This is a genomic window from Pseudomonas sp. GW821-FHT01E05 (assembly GCF_059422425.1).
On record NZ_JBWKWW010000002.1, the window covers coordinates 1 to 26,931 of the forward strand.

Consider the following 26,931-nt stretch of genomic DNA (forward strand, 5'->3'; position numbering starts at 1 on the left):
ATGGTCGGGGTAAGGGGATTCGAACTCCTGACATCCTGCTCCCAAAGCAGGCGCGCTACCGGACTGCGCTATACCCCGGTTTGAAATTGGCTCCGTGACCAGGACTCGAACCTGGGACCCAATGATTAACAGTCATTTGCTCTACCGACTGAGCTATCACGGAACTACATATTTCAATTACAACATTTGCTGCGTACTTCACTCTCTTCTACATGTTCGCATCGCTGCGTTCGTGTGTCTGAGGCGCGCTATTCTACAATCTTAAAAACCCCTGTCAACCCTTTAAAATGCTTTTAAGACAATGATTTGCGACTTTTTTCAGATTTCTCCTTGGGGAGAAGAAACCGCTGGGCTGACATACTGCGGGGCGCACTTTACAAGCCTTTGTCTTACAGTTCAACGCCCTATCGAAAAAAAAGGCCTCGCAGTGCGAGGCCTCTTCTATAGCAGCGTAGCGGATGATCAGGCGAAAACGATCTCGTCGTTCTCCACAGTCCCCTTTATGCTGGCCCCAGGCATAAACCGCCCCGAAAGGATCAACTGCGCCAACGGGTTCTCGATCCAGCGCTGAATCGCTCGTTTGAGCGGTCGTGCGCCGTATACCGGGTCGTAACCCACCGCGATCAGCTTATCCAGCGCCTCGCTGTTGAGCTCCAGTTTCAGCTCACGCTCAGCCAGACGGCTACGCAGACGGCCCAGCTGGATTTCGGTGATGCCAGCAATCTGATCCCGGGCCAAAGGCTCGAAGATCACGACTTCATCGATCCGGTTGATGAACTCCGGACGGAAGTGGGTAGACACCGCATCCATCACCGCAGCCCGCTGCGCTTCACGATCACCCACCAACTCCTGAATCTGCACCGAGCCCAGGTTGGAGGTCATCACGATCACCGTATTGCGAAAATCCACGGTCCGCCCGTGGCTGTCAGTCAACCGGCCATCTTCCAGGACTTGCAGCAGCACGTTGAACACGTCCGGGTGGGCCTTCTCAACCTCGTCCAGGAGGATCACCGAATAGGGTTTGCGACGCACCGCCTCAGTCAGGTAGCCGCCCTCCTCATAGCCTACGTAGCCCGGAGGGGCACCAATCAGCCGCGCCACAGAGTGTTTCTCCATGAACTCGGACATATCGATGCGCACCATCGCCTCTTCGGTATCGAAAAGGAATTCGGCCAGTGCCTTGCAAAGCTCGGTTTTACCCACACCGGTAGGGCCCAGGAACATAAACGAGCCACTTGGACGGTTCGGATCGGACAACCCGGCACGAGAACGCCGCACCGCGTTGGCTACCGCCACCACGGCCTCGTCCTGACCGATAACGCGCTGGTGCAACAAGCTTTCCATCTTCAACAGCTTGTCGCGCTCACCTTCGAGCATTTTCGATACCGGAATACCGGTCCACTTCGAAACGACTTCAGCGATCTCTTCTTCGGTCACTTTGTTGCGCAGCAACTGATTTTCGCTTTTGCCGTGCTGATCGACCATCTGCAGGCTGCGCTCCAGGTCCGGGATCACCCCGTATTGCAGCTCGGCCATACGGTTGAGATCACCTTTGCGACGGGCAGCTTCCAGCTCCTGACGGGATTGTTCGATTTTCTGCTGAATCTGCGCCGAGCCGTGCACTTCGGCTTTTTCCGAGGTCCAGATTTCTTCCAGATCCGAATACTCACGCTCCAGCCGGACAATTTCCCCCTGCAACTTCTCCAGGCGTTTGATCGCGGCTTCGTCGTCTTCCTTCTTCAGCGCCTGGGATTCAACCTTAAGCTGAATCAAACGGCGCTCCAGGCGATCGAGCACTTCTGGCTTGGAGTCGATCTCCATACGTATACGGCTGGCCGCTTCGTCGATCAGGTCGATGGCCTTGTCCGGCAGCTGGCGATCGGTGATGTAACGATGACTCAGCTTGGCCGCGGCGATGATTGCGCCGTCGGTGATCGCCACCTTGTGGTGGACTTCGTAACGCTCCTTCAAACCGCGCAGGATCGCAATGGTGTCTTCTTCGCTCGGTTCGTCTACCAATACTTTCTGGAAACGCCGCTCGAGCGCAGCGTCCTTCTCTATGTATTGGCGGTATTCATTGAGAGTAGTCGCGCCAACGCAATGCAACTCGCCTCGCGCCAGCGCCGGCTTGAGCATATTGCCTGCATCCATCGAGCCTTCGCCCTTACCGGCGCCCACCATGGTGTGCAGCTCGTCGATGAACAGGATGATCTGCCCTTCCTGCTTCGACAGCTCGTTGAGCAACGACTTCAGGCGCTCTTCGAACTCACCACGGTACTTGGCACCCGCGATCAGCGAACCCATATCCAACGACAGCAGGCGCTTGCCTTTTAGGCCATCAGGCACTTCGCCGTTGATGATCCGCTGGGCCAGGCCCTCGGCGATGGCGGTTTTACCCACGCCTGGCTCACCGATCAAGACCGGGTTGTTCTTGGTACGCCGTTGCAGCACCTGAATGGTCCGGCGAATTTCGTCGTCACGGCCGATTACCGGGTCAAGCTTGCCTTCTTCGGCGCGCTTGGTCAGGTCGATAGTGTATTTGTCCAGGGCCTGGCGCGATTCCTCAACGTTGGCGTCATTGACCGCTTCGCCGCCACGCAGATTGTTGATCGCATTCTCCAGTGCTTTCTTGCTGACGCCTTGGCCGAGCAGCAACTTGCCGAGCTTGCTGTTCTCGTCCATTGCCGCGAGCAACACCAGTTCGCTGGAAATGAATTGGTCGCCTTTTTGCTGCGCCAGGCGATCCGCCTGATTGAGCAGGCGCGCCAGATCCTGCGACATGTTGACGTCGCCGGTAGGGTTCTGGATTTTTGGTAGATGGTCGAGCTCTTTGCTCAACTCTTTGCGCAGACTGTTGACGTCAAAGCCCACTTGCATCAGCAACGGCTTGATCGAGCCACCCTGCTGTTCAAGCAGCGCGTGCATCAGGTGCGCAGGTTCAATGCCCGGATGATCGAGGCCGACTGCCAGAGATTGGGCATCGGATAAGGCTAACTGTAATTTGCTGGTTAAACGGTCTATACGCATGAGTCACCTTCCTAGTTGGGCAGGCCGGAGCGATGGACACACCTTAATGAAGAAAACCTGCCAGATACCCCACAAGATGCGGTCGATTCTGGAAGATTCAAGCGACGCAGGGTTGACGCAGGTCAGGAGAGTCTAGCGTTCGAGCCAGACAAGGGAGGCAAACCGACCGGTGCGAGGACTGCGGCGGTAAGAATAGAAGCGTGGATCGGTCACCGTACAGAAACCGCCGCCGTACACGGCCGTAACGCCGCAAGCTGCCAGACGCAGGCGCGCCAGCAGATAGATGTCGGCCATGAACTTGCCGGTGTTGTGACTCGGGACAAAGGCCTGATCCGCTTCGGGAAGTTGCTGGACAAAGGCCTCGCGAACTTCCGGACCGACTTCAAACGCTTGCGGGCCGATGGCCGGCCCCAACCAGACCAGTACCTCGGAAGGTGGCACGGCAAGACTGTCCAGCGTGGCTTCAAGCACGCCAGCCGCCAGCCCGCGCCACCCGGCATGGGCCGCTGCGACACGAGTGCCGGCGCGGTCACAGAACAACGCAGGCAGGCAGTCCGCTGTCATCACCGTACAGGCGATGCCCGGTGTCGCGGACCAACTGGCGTCAGCGGTTGCGACCAGACCGGGATCTGCATGAGCCACGGCAACGCCATGAACTTGCTGCAGCCAGACCGGCTCAATAGAGAAGTGTTCAGTCAGACGACGGCGATTCTCGGCAACAGCCGCAGGGCTGTCCTCGACATGGTCGCCCAGGTTGAGGCTGTCGAACGGCGCCAGACTGACGCCGCCCGCCCGAGTGGTGACGCAGGCTTTCACCCCGGCCGGCGCAGGCCAGTCAGGAATCAACCAATTCGTCATCCGATGAACGCCTCGCGGTCCTGCTTGAGCAGTGACAGCAACCAGACGAAGTCGTCCGGCAGTGGTGATTCCCAGCTCATCCGTTTACCGGTGGTCGGATGGTCCAACTCAAGGAAACGCGCGTGCAGTGCCTGACGCGGGAACGTTTTCAGCGATTCGACCATGGTCAAGCTAGCGGCCGGCGGGATGCGGAAACGTCCGCCGTAGGCAGGGTCTCCGACCAACGGGAAGTTGATGTGGGCCATGTGCACGCGAATCTGGTGCGTACGACCGGTTTCCAGCTTGACCCGCACGTGAGTGTGGGAGCGGAAACGCTCGAGTACGCGGTAATGACTGACCGCCTGCTTGCCGCCTTCCATCACCGCCATGCGCTGACGCTGCTGGCCGTGACGACCGATCGGCGCGTTGATCTTGCCGCCGGCGGTGACCACACCGATCACGATGCACTCGTAGATCCGGCTGACGCTGCGGCTCTGCAACTGGGTGACCAGCTGGGTCTGCGCCTGAATCGTCTTGGCCACCACCATCAGACCGGTGGTGTCCTTGTCGAGACGGTGCACGATACCGGCGCGCGGCACATTGATAATGTCCGGCACGTGGTGCAGCAAGGCGTTGAGCAAAGTGCCATCAGCATGACCGGCAGCCGGGTGCACCACCAGGCCCGCAGGCTTGTTGATTACCAGGATGTCGTCGTCTTCATAGACGATATCGAGCTTGATGTCTTGAGCGATCCATTCTCCTTGGGCTTCCTGCTCGGCAGTCAGCTCAAGAATGGCGCCACCATGGACAATGTCTCGCGGGCGGATAACCGCTCCATCCACAGTCAGGCGGCCGTCTTTGATCCAGGCGGAAAGGCGCGAGCGCGAGTGCTCAGCGAATAATTGTGCGGCGACTTGATCGAGGCGTTGGCCGCCCAATTCGGACGGCACCTCTGCGCGAAGTTCAATTTTATCGGACATGCTCAGACTAGGCGTCGGCACAGCCTTTGGTTTCGGCTGCGCGCTTGTGGTTAAATACGGCGTCTTTTGCCCCGTGGCTTACAACGGGGCGTTCATCATAACAGGACGGCCACGCCCAAGACAGCGGCCGTCATAGGGACGCAAGCCGCCATGCAAGTGAAACACCTGCTGCTGATCGCCATCCTCGCATTGACCGCTGCTTGCTCATCGAAGGAAGTCGTCGACGAAAACCTGAGCGAGGTCGAGCTGTACCAGCAGGCGCAGGCCGACCTGGACAACCACAGCTACACCAGCGCCACAGCCAAGCTGAAGGCTCTGGAGTCACGCTATCCATTCGGTCGCTACGCTGATCAGGCTCAACTTGAGCTTATCTACGCTAACTACAAGAACGCCGAGCCCGAAGCTGCCAAGTCCGCCGCCGAGCGTTTCATCCGACTGCACCCGCAACATCCGAACGTGGATTATGCGTACTACCTGAAGGGTTTGACCTCCTTTGACCAAGATGTCGGCCTACTGGCGCGTTTTCTGCCTCTGGACATGACCAAGCGTGACCCGGGTGCCGCTCGAGACTCTTACAACGAGTTCGCGCAACTCACCAGCCGTTACCCGAACAGCCGCTACGCGCCGGATGCCAAGCAGCGCATGATTTACCTGCGCAACCTGCTGGCGGCCTACGAGATCCATGTGGCCGACTACTACCTGACCCGTCAGGCCTATGTAGCCGCTGCCAACCGCGGTCGTTATGTAGTGGAAAACTTCCAGGAAACCCCTTCGGTCGGTGACGGCCTGGCGGTGATGGTCGAGTCCTACCAGCGTCTGCACCTGGACGAACTGGCCAATACCAGCCTGGAAACCCTGAAGCTCAACTACCCGAACCACCCGACGCTGGTGGGCGGTCAGTTCGTACCGCGGGTTGCCGAAGCGGACAACCGTTCGTGGCTGAGCAAAGTAACCCTGGGCCTGATCGAATCCCGTCCGCCGCTGCCGCCGGGCGAAACCCGCGCCAACCAGGATGTGATGAGGCAGTTCCAGGATGCCAAAGACGCGATCCCGGCCGATCTCAAGCCTAAAGATGCAAACGGTGACGCCGTCAAAGAAGAACAACACGAAGCGGAAGGTAACAAGGGCGACCGTTCGTGGTTCAGCCGTATGACCTTCGGCGTGTTCGACTGACGCCAGCGTGGTGCCAAAAGGGAGACTTTCGAGTCTCCCTTTTTTATTGCGCTGTGCGCTTGTCTTGTCCTTGGCTAAACTGCCGGATCATTCGTCGAAAAGCTGGTCACCATGGTTCGTTTACTGTTCTGGATCGCTCTGATTGCTGCTGCGGTATGGTTCTGGCGCAAGATCAAGCACTCAACTTCTGCGACCAATACGCCCAGTGAGCAAAGCGCGCCGCCTATGGTCCGCTGTGCCCACTGCGGTGTGCATTTGCCCCGCGACCGTGCGTTACGTCTTCAACAACAGTGGTATTGCAGCCAGGCGCACCTGGAGCAAGGCCCGGATTCACGTGACCGCTGAAACCTTAAGTCCCGGCGGCAAACAGGCCCGTTGAAGTCTTCAGCCTCACATTGGCTGACATCAAACAGATTTATCTGCAGATCGGTACGGGTTCTTTCGACACCTTGATGGACCCGAATCAACGGCCCCAAGAACTAAACAACTTGCGACAAAATGCATTTCGCCACAACGCCAAGTCTCACGAACACGCCGAGGTCCGGCTGAAGTTGTTCATCGAACCCGAAAACGAGCTGCCGACCCCGTAAATGCTGGATAACGGCCCCGGTGTGGACGATGAACATCGGGTGCATTTGTTCGACCCCTTCTTCACCACAGATATCCAGGGCACTGGCCTGGGTCTCTATCTGTCCCGCGAGCTGTGCGAAAGCAACCAGGCCAGCCTAGACTTCGAATCACGCCAAGGCGGCGATTGCTTTTGCATCACCTTTGCTCACGGACGAAAACAGAGTTGAATATGGGCCCACGGCAAAAAGTCCTGATCGTCGATGACGAGCAGGATATTCGCGAACTCCTGGAAATCACTTTAGGCCGGATGAAGCTCGACACCCAAAGTGCCCGCAATGCCAGCGAAGCTCGTCGCTGGCTGGCTCAGGAACCTTTCGATCTATGCCTGACCGACATGCGTTTGCCCGACGGCACCGGGCTGGAACTGGTGCAGCACATCCAGCAGCGTTACCCGCAGACTCCGGTGGCGATGATCACCGCCTATGGCAGCCTGGAAACGGCGATCAACGCCCTGAAAGCCGGCGCCTTCGACTTTTTGACCAAACCGGTGGACCTGAGCCGCCTGCGGGAGCTGGTGGCAAGCGCCCTTCGCCTGCCTGCTACGGGTAGCCAGTCTCCGTCCATCGACAGCCGTCTGCTCGGCGACTCTTTGCCAATGCGCAGCCTGCGCAAACACATTGATAAACTGGCTCGCAGCAAGGCACCGGTGTACATCAGCGGAGAATCTGGTAGTGGCAAGGAGCTGGTGGCCAGGCTGATTCATGAGCAAGGCCCGCGTGCCAGCCGACCATTCGTGCCAGTCAACTGTGGCGCGATTCCGTCAGAACTGATGGAGAGCGAATTCTTCGGCCATCGCAAAGGCAGCTTCAGCGGCGCAATCGAAGACAAACCCGGGCTGTTTCAGGCAGCCAACGGTGGCACGCTGTTCCTTGACGAAGTGGCCGACCTGCCTTTGGCGATGCAGGTCAAACTGTTGCGGGCGATTCAGGAGAAAGCCATTCGCAGCGTCGGAGGGCAACAGGAAGTCGTGGTCCAGGTGCGCATTTTGTGTGCCACGCATAAGGATCTGGACGCCGAAGTCGCCGCTGAACGCTTTCGTCAGGATCTTTATTATCGGTTGAATGTGATCGAACTGCGGGTGCCGCCACTGCGCGAGCGACGCGACGATATTGAGCCGTTGGCCAGCAACGTCCTCAAGCGACTGGCCGCGGACAGCGGCTTGCCGGCGGCGCAGCTGCACCCGCAAGCCCTGGACGCGCTCAAAAGCTATCGCTTCCCGGGCAATGTGCGCGAACTGGAGAACGTGCTTGAACGTGCGCATACCCTCTGCGAAAACAAACAGATCGAAGCGGGTGACCTGCGTCTGGCAGAAGGCAGTTGCACAGCCGAACCCGGTGAACCGGATCTGGCGCACATCGACAACCTGGAAAACTACCTGGAAAACGTCGAACGCAAATTGATTCTCCAGGCCCTCAAAGAGAACCGCTGGAACCGCACGGCAGCAGCTCGGCGTCTGAATCTGTCGTTTCGTTCGATGCGCTATCGCTTGAAGAAACTAGGGCTGGATTGAGCAGGGACTCTTGCGAGAGCATCCCTCAGGCGATTCATTGTGGTGAAGGAGCTTACCTCGCCACAATGAATAACCGAACCCAATCCCCGCTAAATGCGCCCTGCCGGGGCATACGGCGCGGGATCAATGACCGGCTCGCGGCCAAGCATCAAGTCGGCGAACAACTGGCAGGAGGCCGGCGCCAGCACCAGGCCATTTCGGTAATGCCCACAGTTGAGCCACAACCCTTCAAACCCCGGAACCTTACCAATATAGGGAATGCCCTCTGGCGAACCCGGCCGGAGCCCCGCCCAATGCCCCACCACTTCGGCATCCACCAACGCTGGAATCAATTCGATGGCCGAGGCCTTCAGGCTTTCCAGGGCGGACTGAGTGGGAGTTTTGTCAAAGCCTTCATGCTCCAGCGTACTGCCGATCAGCACATGGCCGTCACGGCGCGGAATCGCATACCGACCTTTGGCCAGGACCATACTCGAGAGGAAGTCAGACGCGCATTTGTAGAGGATCATCTGACCCTTTACCGGCTCGACCGGTAATTCCAGCCCAAGGCTTTGCAACAACTCACCGCTCCAGGCCCCCGCCGATAGCACCACCTGATCCGCATGAATCTCGCCCGCTGACGTTTGTACGCCGACGACCCTCTCGCCCTGGCGAACAAAACCGCTGACTTCGCATTGCTCATGAATCGTGACATTCGGCAATGCCAGCAACGCGGCCTTGAGCGACTTTACCAATCGCGGATTACGCACGTTGGCCACATCCGCCATGTAGAGCGCCCGCGAGAACCCGGCGCCCAGTACGGGCACTGCATCGTGCGCAACCGAAATATCCACCTTGCTCAGCGGGCGGTTTTCCCTCACGGCCCAGGCCAGTGCCTCGGCCTCATCATCCAGATCAAGCCAGTACAGACCGGTCTTGTGCACCTGCGGATCAATACCGGTCGTTACAAACAGGCGCTCGGCGAGCTGTGGATAAAAATCCTGCGACCAATGGGCCAGCGCAGTGACCGCCGGACTGTAGCGCCACGGGTACAGCGGCGAAACAATCCCGCCGCCAGCCCAGGACGACTCCTGCCCCACATTCGAGCGATCCAGCAGGACCACACTCTGCACTTCAGAAGCCAGATTAAACGCCGTCAGCAGGCCAATAACCCCACCGCCGACAATCACCACTTGCTGTTGCTTGGCCATCTTCTGATCCAACAATAAAAAGACAAAGGGCGCAAAGGACGCCTGAAAAATGGACTCAACGACCCCAGCAATCTTTGGTGGTCAGGCCGCTAGCCGCATTGGTAATGGTTCTGACGCCGGTGTTGGTGATGGTGAAATCCCCACACTTGTCACTCTCCATCATTGATCCGCTTTTACGTGCCGCTGTCAGCGAGAAGGCCTGATCGGTCAGCGTCGGGGTGATGGTGTAGTAGTCGTTGCCCACGCTGAGGCCGGTGGCGTTGGTGTACACATTGCTCTTTGAATAGAACCGCTCCAGGTTCTGTGCCTGCTCGGAGAGCAGCCCGGCGATTTCGGTGCGGTGGGTTTTCTTCACGTATTCGGTAATTGCCGGGTAGCCGATGGTCACCACAATCCCGATGATCGCGATTACGATCATTATTTCGATCAGGGTGAAACCTTGGTTGAATCTACGCATGCCTACATCTCACTTACTGTATTTGTCGCCACATGATCCGTCGGCTTGCACCGCCCGGTTTTTCTACCAGCGTGGAAATACCACCTCTGGAATCGTTCACTATCTTGCCGGTCGCGTCGTCGATGATCGCGATCGGTACTGGAATACCGCCACTAAAGATCACGCCACTGGACAGTGTATCCGTGCTGTCGATCCCCCCATCACCGTTGGTATCGAGTACTGCACAGTTGAGCATCTTACCGCTGAACGCATCCAGCTCGACCAGTTTACCGGCGCCGACGCTGGAACAGCGGTCCGCCGTATCCACGCCCGTACTGGTCAATACTATGTGCCCCAACACTGGGTTGACCTGGATGCTGTCGAGCAAAAGCGGTGAGTCCGAGGGCTCGACGGCGTAAGTCGGCGCCGCCAGGTACAGACTCGACACAGTGCCGCAGAACAACTGCAGCAACCAACGTCGCCGGCCTGCGCGGGCCTCAATACTTCGCATAAATACTCTCCAGCACGCTGCGCGAGTTACCCACCCGCCCGACCGCCGTGACCCGATACAGCGTAGCGCAGGTGTTGCCTGGGACATTGACGGCGGTCATTGTCGTGCCGATGTTCTGCACCCCATAAAAGCCGTCACCGGCGGCGATCCAGTTCACCCCTGAGGAGGAATTGAGGCCGGCGGCAGCCACCACCGACGATTCGGCAGGCGGCGCGCACCGAGTTCCCGTGCAAACCGATAGTGAGTAGGCGTTCTGCTGCACGGCGCTTTCACCGATCCGCAATGCGGCTTCGGCCAGTTGAAACGACTGATTGCGCAGAATTACGCTGCCGGCCATTTTTTCTTGCAAGGTCGCGTTCTGCATCGATGAAACGCCGATTAGCGTCAACAGCAAGAGAAACACCAGGCTGACCAGCAGTGCCATGCCGCGCTCGGACCGTGCCGTCATTCGAGGAATACTCATTGGCACCGCGCCCTACAGCAACCGGTTGCGCAAAGCGGCAACCACGTTATAGGTCTGGTTGCGTACGCGGCTGTTCGGGTCCGTCAGGGTCAAGGTCAAGCGCACACTGCGTATACGCGCCGGATCGGAGGGGTTGCTGGTGTAGCTGGAAGCTGCGATATCAGTGGCTGTACTGGCGACCCCGAAGGTCACGCCGAAAGCGCTGACGTTGTTCACCAGCACCTGGCTGGCCTGGGTGCCAATGGCCACCCACAATTGATTGTTGCTGAAGGTGTAGGTCAATCGGCGGATCGGGAACGCCAACTGCCCGGTCGGGGCCGCATGAGCGCCGGAATAGGCCGTTGCGCTGTTTCGACAGTCGGAGATTACAGTCCAGATCGGCGCACCGCCGTTGTTGCCGACGTCGGCGGTCACCAGTGTCAACTTGAGATTGGCATTGTCCCAGCTGATGGGCGTTACCGAGCTGGCAGCGAAGTCCGAGGCCGAGCTCGAATCGGTGATCGCCCCAAGGCAACCGAACATGCCGACCATACGTATTTCCTGGAGCATTTTGCTCAGGACGAAACGCGCATCCTCCTGCATGTTGGCTGAGGCGTTCTGGCTGACGTAGGTGTTTTTCGCCGAAATGAATATCTGCGCAACACCCAGCACCACGATCAGACTCAACGCCAACGCCACCATCATCTCGATCAGGCCGAAACCTCTGAGCAACCTGTTCACGGCGTCACCGCAGGGTCGGCGGCGACGCGGCTGGTCAGGACAAAACTTCGCTGAGGGGGGCTGCTCTGACCGGGGTTGGCCGCTGTGCCAGCGCGTGAATCGTCCCAGTTGATGGTGATTGTGAACACTCGCTGGTTCACCGTAACGCTCCCGGTCGCCGTCGGCCCGCCAAAATTGATGATGTTGGTAGTGAAGTCGTAGAGGTCCTGATCCCGGGCGACATTCAGGTTGCTCGAGCCGGGAGGCGTGACGCTGTAATCGGCGCCGGAGTTGGCCCGAATGCGGTCCAGCATGTCATAGGCGATAAAACTGGCCTGGCTGGTCATCAGCGAACTGTCAGTGTATTTCAGCGCATTCAACTGAATTGCCGCCGCGCCCAACAACCCTACGCCGAGGATCAATACCGCAACCAATACTTCAATCAGTGTCATGCCGTCCTGTGCACGCGTTCCCGATACCGTCATTCATCGTCCTTGTTTGCGCTTGCGACACATAATTGATGACCACAGCTGTGGCTGGCATCGACAACCTGCGCAGATTGTTGAAATCGATGCTGGATACCCCGAAGGTTAGCGTCAACGTCGCGTCGCTGCTCATGGCTGGCACAACCGGCAATACATTCGCCGGGTTGCCGGTACCGTCGTAAACCGAAAGCTGCGCAGTCCAGACACTGTCATCGGCTATAACTAACCCTACAACCTGGATCATTCATCGACGGGATGTAGGTTGATTTGCCAGGACCCGCGCACGGATCGCGCATGCTCACACCATCTCCATGGAGGGAGACGCTATGCCTCAGAAAGGTTTCAGTCTGATTGAACTGCTCGCAGGACTGGCCATTACCGCCCTCCTCCTGCAACTTGCCAGCCCGCCATTCAAGGGACTGATCGAGTCGATGCACCGAGAGAATGCTGCTCAAACGCTCGTAAGTGGCCTGCGCAATGCCCGTACAGAAGCCATCCTGCGCAACCAGATCATCGTCATCCATGCAGTGGACGACGACTGGAGCCAGGGTTGGCGAATCATTCTGGATATCAGTGGCAAGGGTCATAAGGACAGCGATAACCCGGTGCTGCTTGAGCGCCAGGAAAGCGGGCAGGTGACGATTGTCGGAAATGGACCGGTGAAGAACTATGTTCGTTTCACCGGCTTGGGCGAAGCGTTGCTGTCAGGGTCAGGCGGCGCCTTTCGCGCCGGGACCATGTATGTTTGTGCCACGGACCAAGGTATCAGTCACCATCAAGTGGTGCTGGCCAAGACTGGCCGCATCAGTCTGCGCAGCGATAAGACCGAGCAGAAGCTGTGCGAGGGTGACACCTCACAGCAGCGAGCGAACACGTAGTTCTTTAGGCATGGAGAAGGTGATGTTCTCCTCGCGACCGGCCAGCTCATCGGCACCGGTTGCGCCCCAGGCCTGCAATTGCTGAATCACGCCGCGCACCAGCACTTCCGGTGCTGAAGCGCCGGCGGTGATGCCAATCCGCTCGACGCCATCGAACCAGCTGAGCTGCAGGTCTTCAGCACCGTCGATCAGATAGGCCGGGGTGGCCATGCGCTCGGCCAGTTCGCGCAGGCGGTTGGAGTTGGAGCTGTTCGGACTGCCGACTACCAACACCACATCGCACTCGTCCGCCAGTTGCTTGACCGCGTCCTGACGGTTTTGCGTGGCGTAGCAGATGTCGTCCTTGCGTGGACCGCCAATGGCCGGGAAACGACTGCGCAGTGCGTCGATGACGCGACTGGTGTCATCCATGGACAAGGTGGTCTGGGTCACGAACGCCAGGTTCTCTGGATTGCGCACTTGCAACGCGGCGACGTCTTTTTCATCTTCTACCAGGTAGATCGCCCCGCCACTGCTGCTGTCGTACTGGCCCATGGTGCCTTCGACTTCCGGGTGACCGGCGTGGCCGATAAGGATGCACTCGCGACCGTCGCGGCTGTAACGCGCGACTTCAATGTGAACCTTGGTCACCAACGGACAGGTCGCATCGAAGACTTTCAGGCCACGGCCTGCCGCTTCGGTACGCACTGCCTGGGAAACACCGTGGGCGCTGAAGATCACGATGACGTCGTCCGGCACCTGATCCAGTTCTTCGACGAAGATCGCTCCGCGAGCGCGCAGGTCTTCGACGACAAATTTGTTGTGGACCACTTCGTGGCGCACATAGATTGGCGGTCCGAAGACTTCCAGGGCGCGATTGACGATTTCGATCGCCCGGTCTACACCGGCGCAGAAGCCACGGGGGTTGGCGAGTTTGATTTGCATACTGTGCCTCGTGGCTGTGTGCGCAAGAAGTTAGTTCATTGCAACCGCTTCGCGGTTGTTCGCGCTGCCTTTAAAGCGCTTTGACTTCAATGATCTCGACGTCAAAGGTCAACGTCTTGCCAGCCAGCGGGTGGTTGAAGTCGATGGTCACCTGGGCATCATCGAACGCTTTGACCACACCGGGCAGCTCGGTATTCGCCGCATCATTGAAAATCACCAGCAAGCCTTCGGACAGCTCCATATCCTGGAACTGCGAACGCGGGATGATCTGCACGTTTTGCGGGTTTGGCTGACCGAAAGCGTTTTCCGGCAGGATCTGCAGGTTGCGCTTGTCGCCAGCCTTGAAGCCGAACAACGCCACTTCGAAACCCGGCAGCAGGTTGCCGTCACCGACCTTGAAGGTCGCCGGGGCCTTGTCGAAGGTGCTGTCGACGGTGTCGCCGTTCTCCAGGCGCAATGCGAAATGCAAGGTGACTTCCGTGTTCTGGCCGATGCGTTGCTCAGCCAATAACTGTTCAGTCATGAACGGTTTCTCCAGTCTTTTTACTTTTGAACATATCCAGCGCCAGCATTACCGCACCAACACTGATGGCGCTGTCGGCAAAGTTGAATGCCGGGAAATACCAGCGATTCTGCCAATGCACCAAAATGAAATCGATCACATGGCCCAAGGCAATGCGGTCGTACAGGTTGCCCAGAGCACCGCCAAGAACCAGCGCCAGCGCAATCGCCAGCCAGGTTTCGTTGCGCCCCAGACGCTTGAGCCAGATCACCAGCACCGCACTGACCACGATCGCGATCAAAGCGAACAGCCAGCGTTGCCAGCCGGAGCTATCAGCCAGGAAACTGAACGCTGCACCGGTGTTGTAGGCCAACGTCCAGCTGAAGTAATCCGGGATCACCACAATTTGCTGGTACATCGTCAGCGAGCCTGCGAAGTAGAACTTGCTGGCCTGGTCAATGACCAGTACCAGCACGCTCAACCAGAGCCAGCTCAGCCGTCCGAAACGGCTAGCAGCGTTAGGCATAGTGACGAACCTCGCCAGCACCGCTGATGTTGTCGACGCAGCGACCGCAGATTTCCGGATGCTCGGGATTGATCCCGACGTCCTCGCGGCAATGCCAGCAACGGGCGCACTTGGCGAAAGAGGACTTGACCACTTTCAGCTTGAGGCCAGCCACTTCGGTTTCCACTGCATCGGCCGGCGCTTGCACCAATGGTGCAACGCTGGCGGTCGAGGTGATCAGGACGAAGCGCAGTTCGTTGCTCAGCCTGGCCAGGTCGGCCGACAGCGACTCCTCGGCGAACAGCGTCACTTCAGCCTGCAGGTTGCCGCCAACGGCCTTGGCCGCACGCTGGTTTTCCAGTTCTTTGTTGACCGCGACCTTGACCGCCATGATCCGCTCCCAGTAGGCGCGGTCCAACTCGAAGCCTTCCGGCAACTCACTGAGGCCTTCGTACCAGGTGTTGAGCATGACCGATTCGTTACGCTCGCCCGGCAGGTACTGCCACAGCTCGTCGGCGGTGAAGGCCAGAATCGGTGCGATCCAGCGCACCAGCGCTTCGCTGATGTGGAACAACGCGGTCTGGCAGGAGCGCCGGGCCTTGCTGTCGGTGCCAGTGGTGTACTGACGGTCCTTGATGATATCCAGGTAGAAACCGCCCAGCTCCTGCACGCAGAAGTTGTGCACTTTCGAGTAAACGTTCCAGAAACGGTACTCGCCGTAATGCTCTTGCAACTCGCGTTGCAGCAACAATGTGCGATCCACCGCCCAACGGTCCAGCGCAAGCATTTCTTCAGCCGGCAGGATGTCGGTGGCCGGGTTGAAACCGGTCAGGTTCGAGAGCAGGAAACGCGCGGTGTTACGGATCCGCCGGTAGGCGTCCGCACTGCGTTGCAGGATTTGCTCGGAAACCGCGATCTCGCCCGAATAGTCAGTGGATGCTACCCACAGACGCATGATGTCGGCGCCCAGGGTGTCGTTGACCTTCTGCGGCGCGATCACGTTGCCCAAGGACTTGGACATTTTGCGGCCACTCTCGTCGACAGTGAAACCGTGGGTCAGCAACTCGCGGTACGGCGCGTGATTGTCGATGGCACAACCGGTCAACAACGACGAGTGGAACCAGCCGCGGTGCTGGTCAGAGCCTTCCAGGTACAGATCGGCACGCGGACCGCTCTCGTGGCCTATCGAGTGCGAACCACGCAGCACGTGCCAGTGAGTGGTGCCCGAGTCGAACCAGACGTCGAGGGTATCGCTGATCTTGTCGTAAAGCGCTGCTTCGTCACCGAGCAGCTCGGCAGCGTCCATCTTGAACCAGGCTTCGATACCTTCCACTTCGACGCGTTTGGCAACTTCTTCCATCAGTTCGACGGTACGTGGGTGCAATTCACCGCTTTCCTTGTTCAGGAAGAACGGAATCGGCACGCCCCAGTTACGCTGACGGGAGATGCACCAGTCCGGACGGTTGGCAATCATCGAGTGCAGACGCGCCTGGCCCCAGGCCGGAACGAACGTGGTGTCTTCGATGGCCTTGATCGCACGCTTGCGCAGGGTCTCGCCGGTAGCCGGCTGTTTGTCCATGCCGACGAACCACTGCGCGGTAGCGCGGTAGATCAGCGGGGTCTTGTGCCGCCAGCAGTGCATGTAGCTGTGGCTGATGGTTTCGGTGTTCAGCAATGCACCGACTTCAGCGAGTTTGTCGACGATGGCCGGGTTGGCTTTCCAGATGAACTGGCCGCCAAAGAACTCCAGCGAAGGGGCATACACGCCGTTACTCTGCACTGGCGTGAGGATGTCGTCGTTGACCATGCCGTAACGCTTGCAGGTCACGAAGTCGTCTTCACCGTAGGCTGGCGCGGAGTGAACCACGCCGGTGCCTGCGCCCAGTTCGACGTAGTCGGCCAGGTAAACCGGCGACAGACGATCGTAGAACGGGTGACGGAAATTGATCAGCTCCAGTGCCGCGCCTGGAACGGTGGAGATCACCGAACCTTGCAGGTTGTAGCGAGCCAGGCAGGATTCGACCAGCTCTTCAGCCAGCACCAGCAGCTTGTCGCCGACATCGACCAGGGCGTACTCGAACTCCGGGTGAACGTTCAGCGCCTGGTTGGCCGGGATGGTCCACGGGGTAGTGGTCCAGATCACGATCGAAGTTGGCTTGCTCAGGGCAGCAACGCCGAAAGCGGTCGCCAGTTGGGCTTCGTCAACGATCGGGAAGGCTACGTCGATGGTCGAGGACTTTTTGTCCTGATACTCGACTTCCGCTTCAGCCAACGCCGAGCCGCAGTCAAAACACCAGTTCACGGGCTTGAGCCCCTTGAACACGAAACCGCCCTTGACCATTTCCGCCAGCGCACGGATTTCTCCAGCCTCGTTGGCAAAATCCATGGTTTTGTAGGGGTTGGCGAAGTCGCCGAGCACGCCGAGGCGGATGAACTCGGACTTCTGCCCTTCGATCTGCTCGGTGGCGTAGGCACGGCACAGCTCGCGGGTTTCGTCCGCGGACAGGTTCTTGCCGTGAGTCACTTCGATTTTGTGTTCGATCGGCAGGCCATGGCAGTCCCAGCCCGGAACATAAGGCGCGTCGAAACCCGAAAGGGTTTTCGAGCGGATGATCATGTCCTTGAGAATTTTGTTCAGCGCATGACCGATATGAATAGTGCCGTTGGCGTACGGAGGACCGTCGTGCAGAACGAACTTCGGACGATCCTTACCAATCTCACGCAACTTCTGGTACAGGCCAATGCTGTCCCAGCGCTGCAGAATCTGCGGTTCGCGCTGAGGCAGGCCGGCCTTCATCGGGAAGGCGGTGTCCGGAAGGTTTAACGTGGCTTTATAGTCGGTCATTTAAGGCTCTTCATTAGCGATTGGCGCTAGGTGCGGCATAGGCACGGGCGGCGGCGACATCCGCATTGATCGCCGTCTTAAGCGCCTCCAGAGAGGCAAAACGCTGCTCTTCGCGCAGCTTGTGGTGGAAAACCACCGTCAAACGCCGGTCATACAGATCGCCGGCAAAATCTAAAAGATGGACTTCCAGGTGGGCTTTGCCATCACCTGCAACCGTTGGCCGAACGCCTATATTAGCGACACCGGGCCAGGGTTGACCGTCGATTTCGACACTTACCAGATAAACCCCGGTCAGTGGCACGCGACGGCGTTTGAGTTGCACATTGGCCGTTGGCGTGCCCAATTGGCGCGCCAGCTTCTGCCCATGCAGTATCCGCCCGGCAATCTGGAACGGACGACCGAGCAGACGCTCGGCCAAAGCAAAATCAGCAGCGGCCAAGGCATTGCGTACCTGGGTGCTACTGACACGTATACCGTCCAGTTCAACGGTCTGCGCCGCTTCGACGGTAAAACCCTGAACGATCCCGGCCTGTTGCAGAAAATCGAAATCCCCTGCCCGGTCGCAGCCGAAACGGAAGTCGTCACCGACCTCCAGATGCTGCACTCCAAGGCCATCGACCAGAATAGTATCGACGAACTCGGCGGCGCTGAGCTTGCTCAACCGTTGATTGAAGGCCAGGCACAAGACCCGGTCGACCCCCTCGCAGGCCAGCAGCTGCAGCTTGTCGCGCAATCGCGCCAAGCGGGCTGGAGCCGTGTCTGGCGCGAAAAACTCACGCGGCTGCGGCTCGAAAATCACCACACAGCTGGGTACGCCCAACTCAAGCGCACGCTCACGCAGCCTGGCCAGGATAGCCTGGTGACCACGATGAACACCGTCAAAGTTGCCAATAGTGGCGACACAGCCCCGATGCTGGGGGCGCAAATTGTGGAGGCCTCGAACCAGCTGCATAACACGCTTCTTGCTTATAAAGTGGTCGATTATAACCACACCCGGCGGCCGACGACAGGCAACACCGCAACCCAAAGTGGTCGAACCGATAAAATCGACGTTTGACCCGCGCTTATCCGTGAAAAATCGTTAGTTCAACGCCTTGCGATTGAAATCCCGAAGGCGGAAGCCCATCAGCGCCAGCATGCCGAAGTACGCCACCACGCCCGCCACGACCAACGCCCCCAGACGCAGGAAACGCTCAAGCATTTGCCCCTGATCCCAGGCCGGCATGAACCGCATCGAACCCAGCAATACCGCGGACATTACCGCCACCGCGACCACCAGCTTCAGACCAAACTTCCCCCAGCCCGGTTGCGGCTGAAACATTTTCTTCTTGCGCAGTTGATAAAACAGCAGACCGGCATTGATGCAAGCGCCGACGCTGATGGCCAACGCCAGGCCCGCATGCTTCAGCGGCCCGATAAAGGCAAGGTTGAGCAACTGCGTGACGATCAGCGTGAAGATGGCGATTTTGACCGGCGTACGGATGTTTTGCTGCGCATAAAAACCGGGAGCCAGCACCTTGATCACTATAATCCCGAGCAACCCCACCGAATAGGCGATCAAGGCTCGCTGGGTCATCAACGCGTCAAACGCACTGAAATGGCCATACTGGAACAGCGAAACGGTCAGCGGCTCGGCTAGAATCCCCAGCGCCAGAGAGCACGGCAGCACCAGCATGAAACACAGGCGCAAGCCCCAATCGAGAATCCGCGAGTATTCGTGGCGATCCTTGTTGGCATAGGTCTTGGCCAGCGTCGGCAGCAGAATTGTCCCCAGCGCCACACCCAGCACCCCGGACGGCAGCTCCATCAAGCGGTCAGCGTAATACATCCACGACACCGAGCCCGCCACCAGGAACGAGGCGAAGATGGTGTTGATGATCAACGAGATCTGGCTCACCGAAACCCCGAGTATCGCCGGTAGCATCTGCTTCATCACCCGCCAGACGCCAGTATCACGCAGGTTCAGGCGCGGCAACACGAGCATGCCGATCTTCTTGAGGTGCGGCAGCTGGTACAGCAACTGCGCCAGACCGCCGGCCAGGACTGCCCAGCCCAATGCCATGACCGGCGGATCGAAGTACGGTGTCAGGAACACCGCAAAGATGATCATGCTGACGTTGAGCAGGGTCGGCACAAAGGCCGGCACAGAGAAACGGTTCCAGGTATTGAGAATCGCCCCGGCCAGCGAAGACAGGGAGATCAGTAATATATAAGGAAAGGTCACCCGCAGCAGATCGGACGTCAGCGCGAACTTTTCCGGCGTATTGGCGAAACCCGGCGCGGTCGCCCAGATCACCCAGGGCGCAGCAATCATCCCCAGCGCCGTGACCAGCGCCAACACCAGCGTCAGCAAGCCCGAGACGTAGGCAATAAAAGTGCGCGTCGCCTCTTCACCCTGCTGGTTTTTGTATTCAGCCAGAATCGGTACGAATGCCTGGGAAAACGCCCCCTCGGCGAAGATTCGCCGCAGCAGATTGGGCAGTTTAAACGCAATAAAGAACGCATCCGTGGCCATCCCTGCGCCAAATGCGCGCGCGATGATGGTGTCACGCACAAACCCCAGAACCCGGGAAAGCATCGTGATAGAGCTGACGGCGGCCAACGACTTGAGCAGATTCATTGAAAGAGTTTTTGCCTGTAGATAAAGAGCAGGCGAACAAAGCGCCCACATATGCGATACTCCGCGCCGCAACAGCACAGAGCCAAAGCTCGCGAGTTTACAGGTCGCACGCCGGAAAGAAATATCCCGGCGCTCCGCATCTACCACTCAGCGGAACGCATCACCCGCCCTTGACAAGACTTCAACTCATCGGCATGATTCGCGGCCTATTTTGTTTGCTATTTCCTAAAAAGTCTTTCGAGGAGCTCGACGGTGGCCAACACACCTTCCGCCAAAAAACGTGCAAAACAGGCTGAGAAGCGTCGCAGCCACAACGCCAGCCTGCGTTCCATGGTTCGTACCTACATCAAGAATGTAGTTAAAGCCATCGACGCAAAAGACGCTGAAAAAGCGCAAGCTGCTTACGTTCTGGCCGTGCCAGTTATCGACCGTATGGCCGATAAAGGCATCATCCACAAGAACAAAGCTGCTCGCCATAAAGGTCGCCTGAATGGCCACATCAAGGCTCTGAACCTTGCTGCTGCAGCCTAAGCGACACGCTTGTTAAAAAACCGACCCCAGGGTCGGTTTTTTATTGCCTGCGATTTGAGCCTGACAGCCGAGAAATGCAGCGCCCGAGACATCGCCTTCGCACGCAAGCCTCGCCCCCTACGGATCGCACACCTTGCAGGAGCGAGGCTTGCCCGCGATAGCAATCCTCAGATCACTGATGCGCCCAAGGCAGAATCGGAATCGCGGTCACCGCATTCTGCGGACTGCCCTCGATCAGACGGTCGCTGTAGACCAGATAAACCAGGGTATTGCGCTTCTTGTCGAGAAAACGCACCACTTGCATGGTCTTGAACACCAGGGACGTGCGCTCCTTGAACACCTCTTCTCCATCCTTGAGCTCACCCTTGAAGCTGATCGGCCCGACCTGACGACAAGCGATGGACGCCTCCGACCGATCCTCAGCCAATCCCAACCCACCCTTCACACCACCAGTCTTGGCGCGCGACAGGTAGCAAGTCACGCCATCGACCTTCGGATCATCGAAAGCCTCGACGACGATACGATCATTCGGCCCGACGAATTTGAACACGGTCGATACCTGTCCGATTTCTTCCGCCGAAGCCAGCAGCGGCATCGCCAACAGCAGCCCCAACAACCCTTTTGCCATGCGCATACGCGTTTTCCTTAAACCAGAATCAGGTTATCGCGGTGAACCAGCTCCGGCTCCGCCATGTAACCCAACAAACCGACAATCGCCTCAGACGATTGACCGATGATTTTTTGCGCCTCAAGCGCACTGTAGTTGGCCAGACCACGAGCGATCTCACGACCATCCGGCGCCACGCACACCACCATCTCACCGCGACGGAAGCTACCCTGAACCAGCTTCACGCCGACCGGCAGCAAGCTTTTGTTGCCTTGAGACAACGCCGATACCGCCCCTTCGTCCAGCACCAGCGTGCCGCGAGTCTGCAAATGCCCGGCCAGCCATTGCTTGCGTGCCGCCAGCATGCCACGCTCAGGTGACAGCAAGGTGCCGATGCGCTCGCCCGCCTTCAAACGGTCCAGCACCCGCTCCAGACGCCCACCCACGATGATCGTGTGAGCCCCCGAACGCGCCGCCAGACGTGCCGCCCGCAACTTTGTCTGCATGCCGCCACGACCCAGTGCACCGCCGGTGCCGCCCGCGACCGCGTCCAGCGCCGGATCATCGGCACGCGCCTCGTAAATCAGCTTGGCATCGGGGTTGTTACGCGGATCAGCATCGAACATGCCGTCACGATCCGTGAGAATCACCAGCAGATCAGCCTCGACCAGGTTGGCCACCAGCGCCGCCAGGGTATCGTTGTCTCCGAAACGGATTTCGTCGGTGACCACCGTGTCGTTCTCGTTGATCACCGGAATGACCTTGAGCTCAACCAGCGCGCGCAAGGTACTGCGGGCATTGAGGTAACGCTTGCGGTCGGACAAGTCATCGTGAGTCAGGAGAATTTGCGCTGTGTGCCGGCCATGCTTGGCAAAGCTCGACTCCCAGGCCTGCACCAGCCCCATCTGACCAATGGCGGCAGCGGCCTGCAACTCATGCATCGCACTGGGTCGTGCAGTCCAGCCAAGGCGACTCATACCCGCCGCCACCGCCCCCGAGGACACCAGCACCAGCTCGACACCCGCCTCATGCAACGCGACCATCTGCTCAACCCAGACACCCATTGCCGCGCGATCCAGCCCTTTGCCGTCAGCCGTCAGCAAAGCGCTGCCAATCTTCACGACCCAACGCTGCGCACCTGTCACCTTGCTCCGCATCATCTTCCAACCTTTGCCGGCGAGCGGCGCGACCCAGCGCCACCCATGCGATTATTCGTATTTGCGTTTTACAGACACCAAAACGCCGCTCTAAAGAGCGGCGCCTTGGAAACTGGCTTGCGAGCGATGATAACACCGCACCCCACCAGATAAACCGTCATTGCCGACAAGCCTCACTCCTGCAAGGGCGAGGCTGCCACAAATGAATCAGTCACGAACGTAAATGATTTCCGGACCATCTTCATCATCCACATCTTCTTCATCCCAGTCATCATCGCCGATGTCGTGGACCGACTTCACACCGCTGCGACGCAGGGCGCGCTGGTCATCCAGGGCCTGCAACTGGGCACGGGCTTCATCTTCGATGCTCTGATCAAGCTCGGCCAGCTCTTCCCTGTAGACCGGGTCGTTAGCCAGACGATCGGCACGATCCTCCAGATAACGCATGATGTCGCGCGTCAGGCGCTCGGTACCTTCTTTAGCGATGGCCGAGATCACATAGACCGGACCAGTCCACTCCAGACGATCAACGATCTCCTTGACCCGAGCCTCATGCTCTTCCTCAAGAATCTGGTCGCACTTGTTCAGCACCAACCAGCGATCACGCTCAGCCAGGGACGGGCTGAACTTGGTCAACTCGCTAACGATGACTTCAGCAGCGTCTGGAGCACTGGTTTCATCCAGCGGCGCCATGTCGACGAGGTGCAACAACAGACGGGTACGCGACAAGTGCTTGAGGAAGCGAATCCCCAGGCCCGCACCGTCGGAAGCCCCTTCGATCAGCCCCGGAATGTCCGCAATGACGAAGCTCTTCCAGCGATCGACGCTGACCACACCCAGGTTTGGCACCAGCGTGGTAAACGGATAATCGGCAACTTTCGGCTTGGCCGCCGAGACCGAACGGATAAAGGTACTTTTGCCGGCGTTCGGCAAACCCAGCAGGCCGACGTCAGCCAACACCTTCATTTCCAGCTTGAGATCACGCTGCTCGCCCGGCTTGCCCGGCGTAGTCTGGCGCGGCGCGCGGTTGGTACTGGATTTGAAACGGGTGTTGCCCAGACCGTGCCAGCCGCCATGAGCCACAAGCAGACGCTGGCCGGCCTTGGTCAGGTCGCCAATGACTTCTTGCGTAGCAGAGTCGATGACGGTGGTACCGACCGGAACCCGAAGCACCAGCTCTTCGCCTTTTTTACCGGTGCAGTCAGTGCTGCCGCCGTTGGCGCCACGCTCGGCATCGAAGTGCCGGGTGTAACGATAGTCCACCAGGGTGTTGAGGTTTTCGTCGGCGATCATGAAGACCGAGCCGCCATCACCACCATCACCACCGTTCGGACCACCGTTTTCGATGAATTTTTCCCGACGGAAACTCATGCAACCATTGCCGCCGTCGCCAGCTTTTACTCGAATCGAAACTTCATCAACAAACTTCATAACAAAACGCCTCTCGCCATACGGACGAGCCGAAAAACACTAAGACATAAGACTCTTGCAAAAATGAGCGCAGCGACCTCAATCAACGACCGCACAATCCAGCGCCAGCAGCCCATACAAACAGTTTTGCAAGAGACTCACCCCACAAACGAAAAAGCCCCGTCGCAAGACAGGGCTTTTCCAGCAACTACGCAATTACGCCGCGACGACTTCAGTCTTCGGGACGATGCTCACGTAACGGCGACCGAAGGCGCCCTTAACCTGGAACTTGATCACGCCTTCGATTTTAGCGAAGAGAGTGTGATCCTTACCCATGCCAACACCGTAACCGGCGTGGAATTGGGTGCCGCGCTGACGCACGATGATGTTGCCCGGAATGATAACCTGGCCGCCATACATCTTCACGCCAAGGCGTTTGGCTTCTGAGTCGCGACCGTTACGGGTACTACCACCAGCTTTTTTGTGTGCCATGAGTTCAATTCTCCTAGTGAGGAATTAGGCTGAAATTAAGCCTGAATACCGGTGATTTTGATCTCGGTGTACCACTGGCGGTGGCCCATACGCTTCATGTGGTGCTTACGGCGACGGAACTTGATGATGCGGATTTTATCGTGACGACCTTGGGAGATCACTTCAGCCACAACGGTAGCGCCAGGAACAACTGGAGCACCGATATTCACGTCGTCGCCATTGGCAACCAACAGAACGCGATCAAAAGTAACGGATTCGCCGGTAGCGATTTCCAGTTTTTCGATCTTCAGGTATTCACCTGGGGCGACCTTGTATTGCTTGCCACCAGTAACGATTACTGCATAAGACATGGTATTTCTCCGATAATCCTGCTCACCCAGCTCTTTATAAGAAGAGGTATTGGCTGGCATGGCTGCATGAGGCTGGAACGGCCCAGATGCAATTGCGTAAGGCAGGTGCTGCCCAGGAAGTTCAGGGTGCGCGATTGTACGCAAGCGGGGAAGGCGATGCAAGTGGCTGAGTATAGCGCCTTGACACCTGCGGACCTGAGTCCTAGCATGCCGCGCAACCCTTCTGGAGCACCTGTCGCTGATGCAACCCCAAGCTTTCTACCGCGCGGTGGCGGACGATTTTAGCGCCGTCGACGGCATCATCAAGAAGCAGCTGACTTCCCGAGTGCCGCTGGTATCAAAAATCGGCGATTACATTACCTCGGCCGGCGGTAAACGCCTGCGCCCTTTATTGGTGTTGCTGTGTGGCAAGGCCCTGGGTCGCGAAGGCGATGACATGCGCCTGCTCGCCGCGACCATCGAGTTCCTGCACACCGCCACCCTGCTTCACGACGACGTGGTCGACATGTCAGGCATGCGCCGTGGCCGCTCGACCGCCAATGCCATGTGGGGCAATGCCCCGAGCGTGCTGGTTGGCGACTTCCTGTACTCGCGCTCCTTCGAGATGATGGTCGAACTGGGCTCGATGCCAGTGATGAAGATCCTTTCGCAAGCCACGCGAATCATCGCTGAAGGCGAAGTGTTGCAGTTGTCGAAGGTTCGTGACGCCAGCACCACCGAAGAAACCTACATGGAAGTCATCCGCGGCAAGACCGCAATGCTCTTCGAGGCCTCGACCCACAGTGCCGCAGTCCTGGCCGACGCCACGCCTGAACAGGCTGAAGCGCTGCGCACCTTTGGCGATCACCTTGGCGTGGCCTTCCAACTGGTTGATGACCTGCTGGATTACCGCGGCGATGCCGAAACCCTGGGCAAGAACGTCGGTGACGATCTGGCCGAAGGCAAACCAACCCTGCCGCTGATCTACACCATGCGCGAAGGCACTGCCGAGCAAGCTGCACTGGTACGCCAGGCGATCCAGAAAGGTGGTATCGAGGACCTCGAAAGCATCCGCGCTGCCGTGGAAGCCTCCGGCTCTCTGGACTACACCGCACAACTGGCCCGCGATTACGTCGCGCGCGCCATCACTTGCCTCGAAGCGCTGCCAGCCAGCGAATACCGTGATGCACTGGTCGAACTGAGCGAGTTCGCAGTCGCCCGCACGCACTAAGACCAAGACCGCCAAGGGTCGCTTCGCGACCCGACGCAGCCGCTGCTACAGCAGCGCGTAACACCGCCCTCCACCCTCCCCACCAAAACCCTATATAATGTGCGCTTTTTAGCCATCCTGAATCCAAGGAGCCTTAGTGAGCACGTTGCCACCCTGCCCGAAATGCAATTCCGAATACACCTATGAAGACGGCGCCCATCTGATCTGCCCGGAATGTGCCCACGAGTGGTCCGCTAGCGGCGAAGCCGAGGCTACGTCCGACGAATCCGTTAAAAAGGACTCGGTCGGCAATGTCCTGCAAGATGGCGACACCATCACCGTGATCAAGGACCTCAAGGTCAAAGGCACGTCACTGGTGGTCAAGGTCGGCACCAAGGTCAAGAACATCCGCCTGTGCGATGGCGACCACGACATCGACTGCAAGATCGACGGCATCGGCCCGATGAAGCTCAAGTCCGAGTTCGTCAGAAAGGTCTGAGCCTGCCGCTTCCATCCCGCGCCTTGTGCGGGATGGCGCTTCCCCCTCCCCCTGCCCCCCCCTCATCAATAGCAAAAGGCCAGTCCTTTTGACTGCAACAATGCCCGCACAGAAAAAAATAGAAACCGCCAATAGGTACTTGCCATTAATTGAATAAGAACTATTCTCATCAGATTCCATTAAAGGAGATGAGAACCATGACTTACTTGATCGATGCCTGGCTGGACCGCCCACACCCTTACCTCAGGATCCTGCATCGGGAAACCGGGGAAGTCTGTGCGGTATTGGAAGAAGAAGCATTGAATGAGCTGCAGGATCAAGGCGACCTGGACGTCAACGGCCTGAGTTCCAGCGAACCCGTGGTGCTCAAGGAGTTGGTGCGCAACCTGTTTCTGTTCTGCTACGCGCGGGCACTGCGCCCTGTGAATGATCTGAACACAAAGTTCCAGATATGACTGACGCAAAACCTGTAGGAGCCGAG

General features: G+C 58.4%; 27 protein-coding genes, 2 tRNA genes and 3 pseudogenes. 9 read left to right on the forward strand and 23 right to left on the reverse strand.

Annotated features, from left to right (window positions below; all coding sequences use genetic code 11):
• Position 1: 1 nt before the first annotated feature.
• The 5 genes from AC07W5_RS03535 to rluD all read right to left on the reverse strand — a co-directional run bounded on the left by AC07W5_RS03535 (position 2) and on the right by rluD (position 4,844).
• A tRNA-Pro gene (locus AC07W5_RS03535) sits at positions 2-78 on the reverse strand.
• Positions 79-87: 9 nt separating this feature from the next.
• A tRNA-Asn gene (locus AC07W5_RS03540) sits at positions 88-163 on the reverse strand.
• A gap of 299 nt (positions 164-462) precedes the next feature.
• Positions 463-3,027 carry an ATP-dependent chaperone ClpB gene (clpB, locus tag AC07W5_RS03545; RefSeq protein ID WP_494993621.1) on the reverse strand — a complete coding sequence of 855 codons (2,565 nt, stop codon included), beginning with the start codon at positions 3,025-3,027 and terminating at the stop codon, positions 463-465.
• A 132-nt stretch (positions 3,028-3,159) separates the two neighbouring features.
• On the reverse strand, positions 3,160-3,885 hold the full coding sequence (gene pgeF, locus AC07W5_RS03550; RefSeq protein ID WP_495022796.1) for a peptidoglycan editing factor PgeF: 726 nt from the start codon (positions 3,883-3,885) through the stop codon (positions 3,160-3,162).
• Positions 3,882-4,844, reverse strand: a complete 963-nt coding sequence (gene rluD, locus AC07W5_RS03555; protein ID WP_489070717.1) for a 23S rRNA pseudouridine(1911/1915/1917) synthase RluD — start codon at positions 4,842-4,844, stop codon at positions 3,882-3,884. The genes pgeF and rluD overlap by 4 nt, the downstream gene beginning before the upstream one ends.
• A 150-nt stretch (positions 4,845-4,994) precedes the next feature.
• On the opposite strand from rluD, the gene AC07W5_RS03560 reads away from it, so the two are divergent.
• From AC07W5_RS03560 to AC07W5_RS03575, 4 genes and pseudogenes are all read left to right on the forward strand, one after another.
• On the forward strand, positions 4,995-6,017 hold the full coding sequence (locus AC07W5_RS03560; RefSeq protein ID WP_495011321.1) for an outer membrane protein assembly factor BamD: 1,023 nt from the start codon (positions 4,995-4,997) through the stop codon (positions 6,015-6,017).
• Positions 6,018-6,128: 111 nt separating this feature from the next.
• Complete coding sequence (locus AC07W5_RS03565; protein WP_494993618.1) at positions 6,129-6,362, forward strand: PP0621 family protein; 234 nt, start codon at positions 6,129-6,131, stop codon at positions 6,360-6,362.
• A gap of 56 nt (positions 6,363-6,418) precedes the next feature.
• Positions 6,419-6,814, forward strand: a pseudogene (locus AC07W5_RS03570) (ATP-binding protein); the annotation flags it as partial.
• A gap of 2 nt (positions 6,815-6,816) precedes the next feature.
• Complete coding sequence (locus AC07W5_RS03575) at positions 6,817-8,157, forward strand: sigma-54-dependent transcriptional regulator (RefSeq protein WP_495022797.1); 1,341 nt, start codon at positions 6,817-6,819, stop codon at positions 8,155-8,157.
• An 89-nt stretch (positions 8,158-8,246) separates the two neighbouring features.
• On the opposite strand, the gene thiO is transcribed toward AC07W5_RS03575, so the two are convergent.
• From thiO to AC07W5_RS03610, 7 genes and pseudogenes are all read right to left on the reverse strand, one after another.
• Positions 8,247-9,347, reverse strand: coding sequence for a glycine oxidase ThiO (thiO, locus tag AC07W5_RS03580; RefSeq protein WP_494993616.1), 1,101 nt, complete (start codon positions 9,345-9,347; stop codon positions 8,247-8,249).
• Positions 9,348-9,402: 55 nt separating this feature from the next.
• On the reverse strand, positions 9,403-9,804 hold the full coding sequence (locus tag AC07W5_RS03585) for a type IV pilin protein (protein ID WP_495022798.1): 402 nt from the start codon (positions 9,802-9,804) through the stop codon (positions 9,403-9,405).
• A gap of 13 nt (positions 9,805-9,817) precedes the next feature.
• Positions 9,818-10,156: pseudogene (locus AC07W5_RS03590) on the reverse strand (pilus assembly protein); the annotation flags it as partial.
• 124 nt (positions 10,157-10,280) lie between these two features.
• Positions 10,281-10,757 carry a pilus assembly PilX family protein gene (locus AC07W5_RS03595; RefSeq protein ID WP_495022799.1) on the reverse strand — a complete coding sequence of 159 codons (477 nt, stop codon included), beginning with the start codon at positions 10,755-10,757 and terminating at the stop codon, positions 10,281-10,283.
• Between the two features lie 12 nt (positions 10,758-10,769).
• Positions 10,770-11,477, reverse strand: coding sequence for a PilW family protein (locus AC07W5_RS03600; RefSeq protein ID WP_494993613.1), 708 nt, complete (start codon positions 11,475-11,477; stop codon positions 10,770-10,772).
• Positions 11,474-11,941 (reverse strand): type IV pilus modification protein PilV, encoded by a 468-nt coding sequence (gene pilV, locus AC07W5_RS03605; RefSeq protein ID WP_494993612.1) that lies wholly within the window; start codon positions 11,939-11,941, stop codon positions 11,474-11,476. The genes AC07W5_RS03600 and pilV overlap by 4 nt, the downstream gene beginning before the upstream one ends.
• Positions 11,895-12,158, reverse strand: a pseudogene (locus tag AC07W5_RS03610) (hypothetical protein); the annotation flags it as partial. The pseudogene AC07W5_RS03610 and the gene pilV, both read right to left, overlap by 47 nt.
• Before the next feature lie 109 nt (positions 12,159-12,267).
• Between AC07W5_RS03610 and AC07W5_RS03615 the strand changes: the two are divergent.
• Positions 12,268-12,819 (forward strand): GspH/FimT family pseudopilin, encoded by a 552-nt coding sequence (locus tag AC07W5_RS03615; protein WP_495022800.1) that lies wholly within the window; start codon positions 12,268-12,270, stop codon positions 12,817-12,819.
• On the opposite strand, the gene ispH is transcribed toward AC07W5_RS03615, so the two are convergent.
• The 6 genes from ispH to murJ form a co-directional block, all read right to left on the reverse strand.
• Complete coding sequence (ispH, locus tag AC07W5_RS03620; protein WP_494993610.1) at positions 12,796-13,743, reverse strand: 4-hydroxy-3-methylbut-2-enyl diphosphate reductase; 948 nt, start codon at positions 13,741-13,743, stop codon at positions 12,796-12,798. The two genes, AC07W5_RS03615 and ispH, sit on opposite strands and share 24 nt — an antisense overlap.
• 70 nt (positions 13,744-13,813) lie before the next feature.
• A complete protein-coding gene (gene fkpB, locus AC07W5_RS03625; RefSeq protein ID WP_494993633.1) occupies positions 13,814-14,251 on the reverse strand; it encodes an FKBP-type peptidyl-prolyl cis-trans isomerase in 438 nt (145 codons plus the stop codon).
• 7 nt (positions 14,252-14,258) lie between these two features.
• The gene (gene lspA, locus AC07W5_RS03630) at positions 14,259-14,771 is read right to left on the reverse strand and encodes a signal peptidase II (protein WP_494993609.1); all 513 of its coding nucleotides are present in this window, start codon (positions 14,769-14,771) and stop codon (positions 14,259-14,261) included.
• Entirely contained in the window at positions 14,764-17,595 is a 2,832-nt protein-coding gene (gene ileS, locus AC07W5_RS03635; protein WP_494993608.1) for an isoleucine--tRNA ligase, read from the reverse strand. Before ileS ends, lspA begins: the two co-directional genes overlap by 8 nt.
• Positions 17,596-17,608: 13 nt before the next feature.
• Positions 17,609-18,547 (reverse strand): bifunctional riboflavin kinase/FAD synthetase, encoded by a 939-nt coding sequence (gene ribF / locus AC07W5_RS03640; protein ID WP_495011315.1) that lies wholly within the window; start codon positions 18,545-18,547, stop codon positions 17,609-17,611.
• 129 nt (positions 18,548-18,676) lie between these two features.
• Positions 18,677-20,215 carry a murein biosynthesis integral membrane protein MurJ gene (gene murJ / locus AC07W5_RS03645; RefSeq protein WP_494993606.1) on the reverse strand — a complete coding sequence of 513 codons (1,539 nt, stop codon included), beginning with the start codon at positions 20,213-20,215 and terminating at the stop codon, positions 18,677-18,679.
• A 252-nt stretch (positions 20,216-20,467) separates the two neighbouring features.
• On the opposite strand from murJ, the gene rpsT reads away from it, so the two are divergent.
• A complete protein-coding gene (gene rpsT, locus AC07W5_RS03650) occupies positions 20,468-20,746 on the forward strand; it encodes a 30S ribosomal protein S20 (protein ID WP_003215870.1) in 279 nt (92 codons plus the stop codon).
• Between the two features lie 172 nt (positions 20,747-20,918).
• Here the strand turns inward: rpsT and AC07W5_RS03655 are convergent, their stop codons facing one another.
• The 5 genes from AC07W5_RS03655 to rplU form a co-directional block, all read right to left on the reverse strand.
• Positions 20,919-21,380, reverse strand: a complete 462-nt coding sequence (locus AC07W5_RS03655) for a CreA family protein (protein WP_494993605.1) — start codon at positions 21,378-21,380, stop codon at positions 20,919-20,921.
• A gap of 11 nt (positions 21,381-21,391) precedes the next feature.
• Entirely contained in the window at positions 21,392-22,510 is a 1,119-nt protein-coding gene (gene proB / locus AC07W5_RS03660; protein ID WP_494993632.1) for a glutamate 5-kinase, read from the reverse strand.
• Between the two features lie 207 nt (positions 22,511-22,717).
• Complete coding sequence (gene cgtA, locus AC07W5_RS03665) at positions 22,718-23,941, reverse strand: Obg family GTPase CgtA (protein WP_494993604.1); 1,224 nt, start codon at positions 23,939-23,941, stop codon at positions 22,718-22,720.
• A 195-nt stretch (positions 23,942-24,136) separates the two neighbouring features.
• Positions 24,137-24,412, reverse strand: coding sequence for a 50S ribosomal protein L27 (gene rpmA / locus AC07W5_RS03670; RefSeq protein ID WP_150641122.1), 276 nt, complete (start codon positions 24,410-24,412; stop codon positions 24,137-24,139).
• 35 nt (positions 24,413-24,447) lie between these two features.
• Entirely contained in the window at positions 24,448-24,762 is a 315-nt protein-coding gene (gene rplU / locus AC07W5_RS03675) for a 50S ribosomal protein L21 (RefSeq protein WP_003443915.1), read from the reverse strand.
• Positions 24,763-25,003: 241 nt separating this feature from the next.
• Here rplU and AC07W5_RS03680 point away from each other — a divergent pair, with 241 nt between their 5' ends.
• From AC07W5_RS03680 to AC07W5_RS03690, 3 genes are all read left to right on the forward strand, one after another.
• The gene (locus AC07W5_RS03680) at positions 25,004-25,972 is read left to right on the forward strand and encodes a polyprenyl synthetase family protein (RefSeq protein WP_494993603.1); all 969 of its coding nucleotides are present in this window, start codon (positions 25,004-25,006) and stop codon (positions 25,970-25,972) included.
• A 136-nt stretch (positions 25,973-26,108) separates the two neighbouring features.
• Positions 26,109-26,450: a zinc ribbon domain-containing protein YjdM gene (locus AC07W5_RS03685; RefSeq protein ID WP_494993602.1), complete on the forward strand. Its 342-nt coding sequence runs from the start codon at positions 26,109-26,111 to the stop codon at positions 26,448-26,450.
• Between the two features lie 197 nt (positions 26,451-26,647).
• Positions 26,648-26,905 (forward strand): PA4570 family protein, encoded by a 258-nt coding sequence (locus tag AC07W5_RS03690; protein ID WP_494993601.1) that lies wholly within the window; start codon positions 26,648-26,650, stop codon positions 26,903-26,905.
• Positions 26,906-26,931 lie beyond the last annotated feature (26 nt).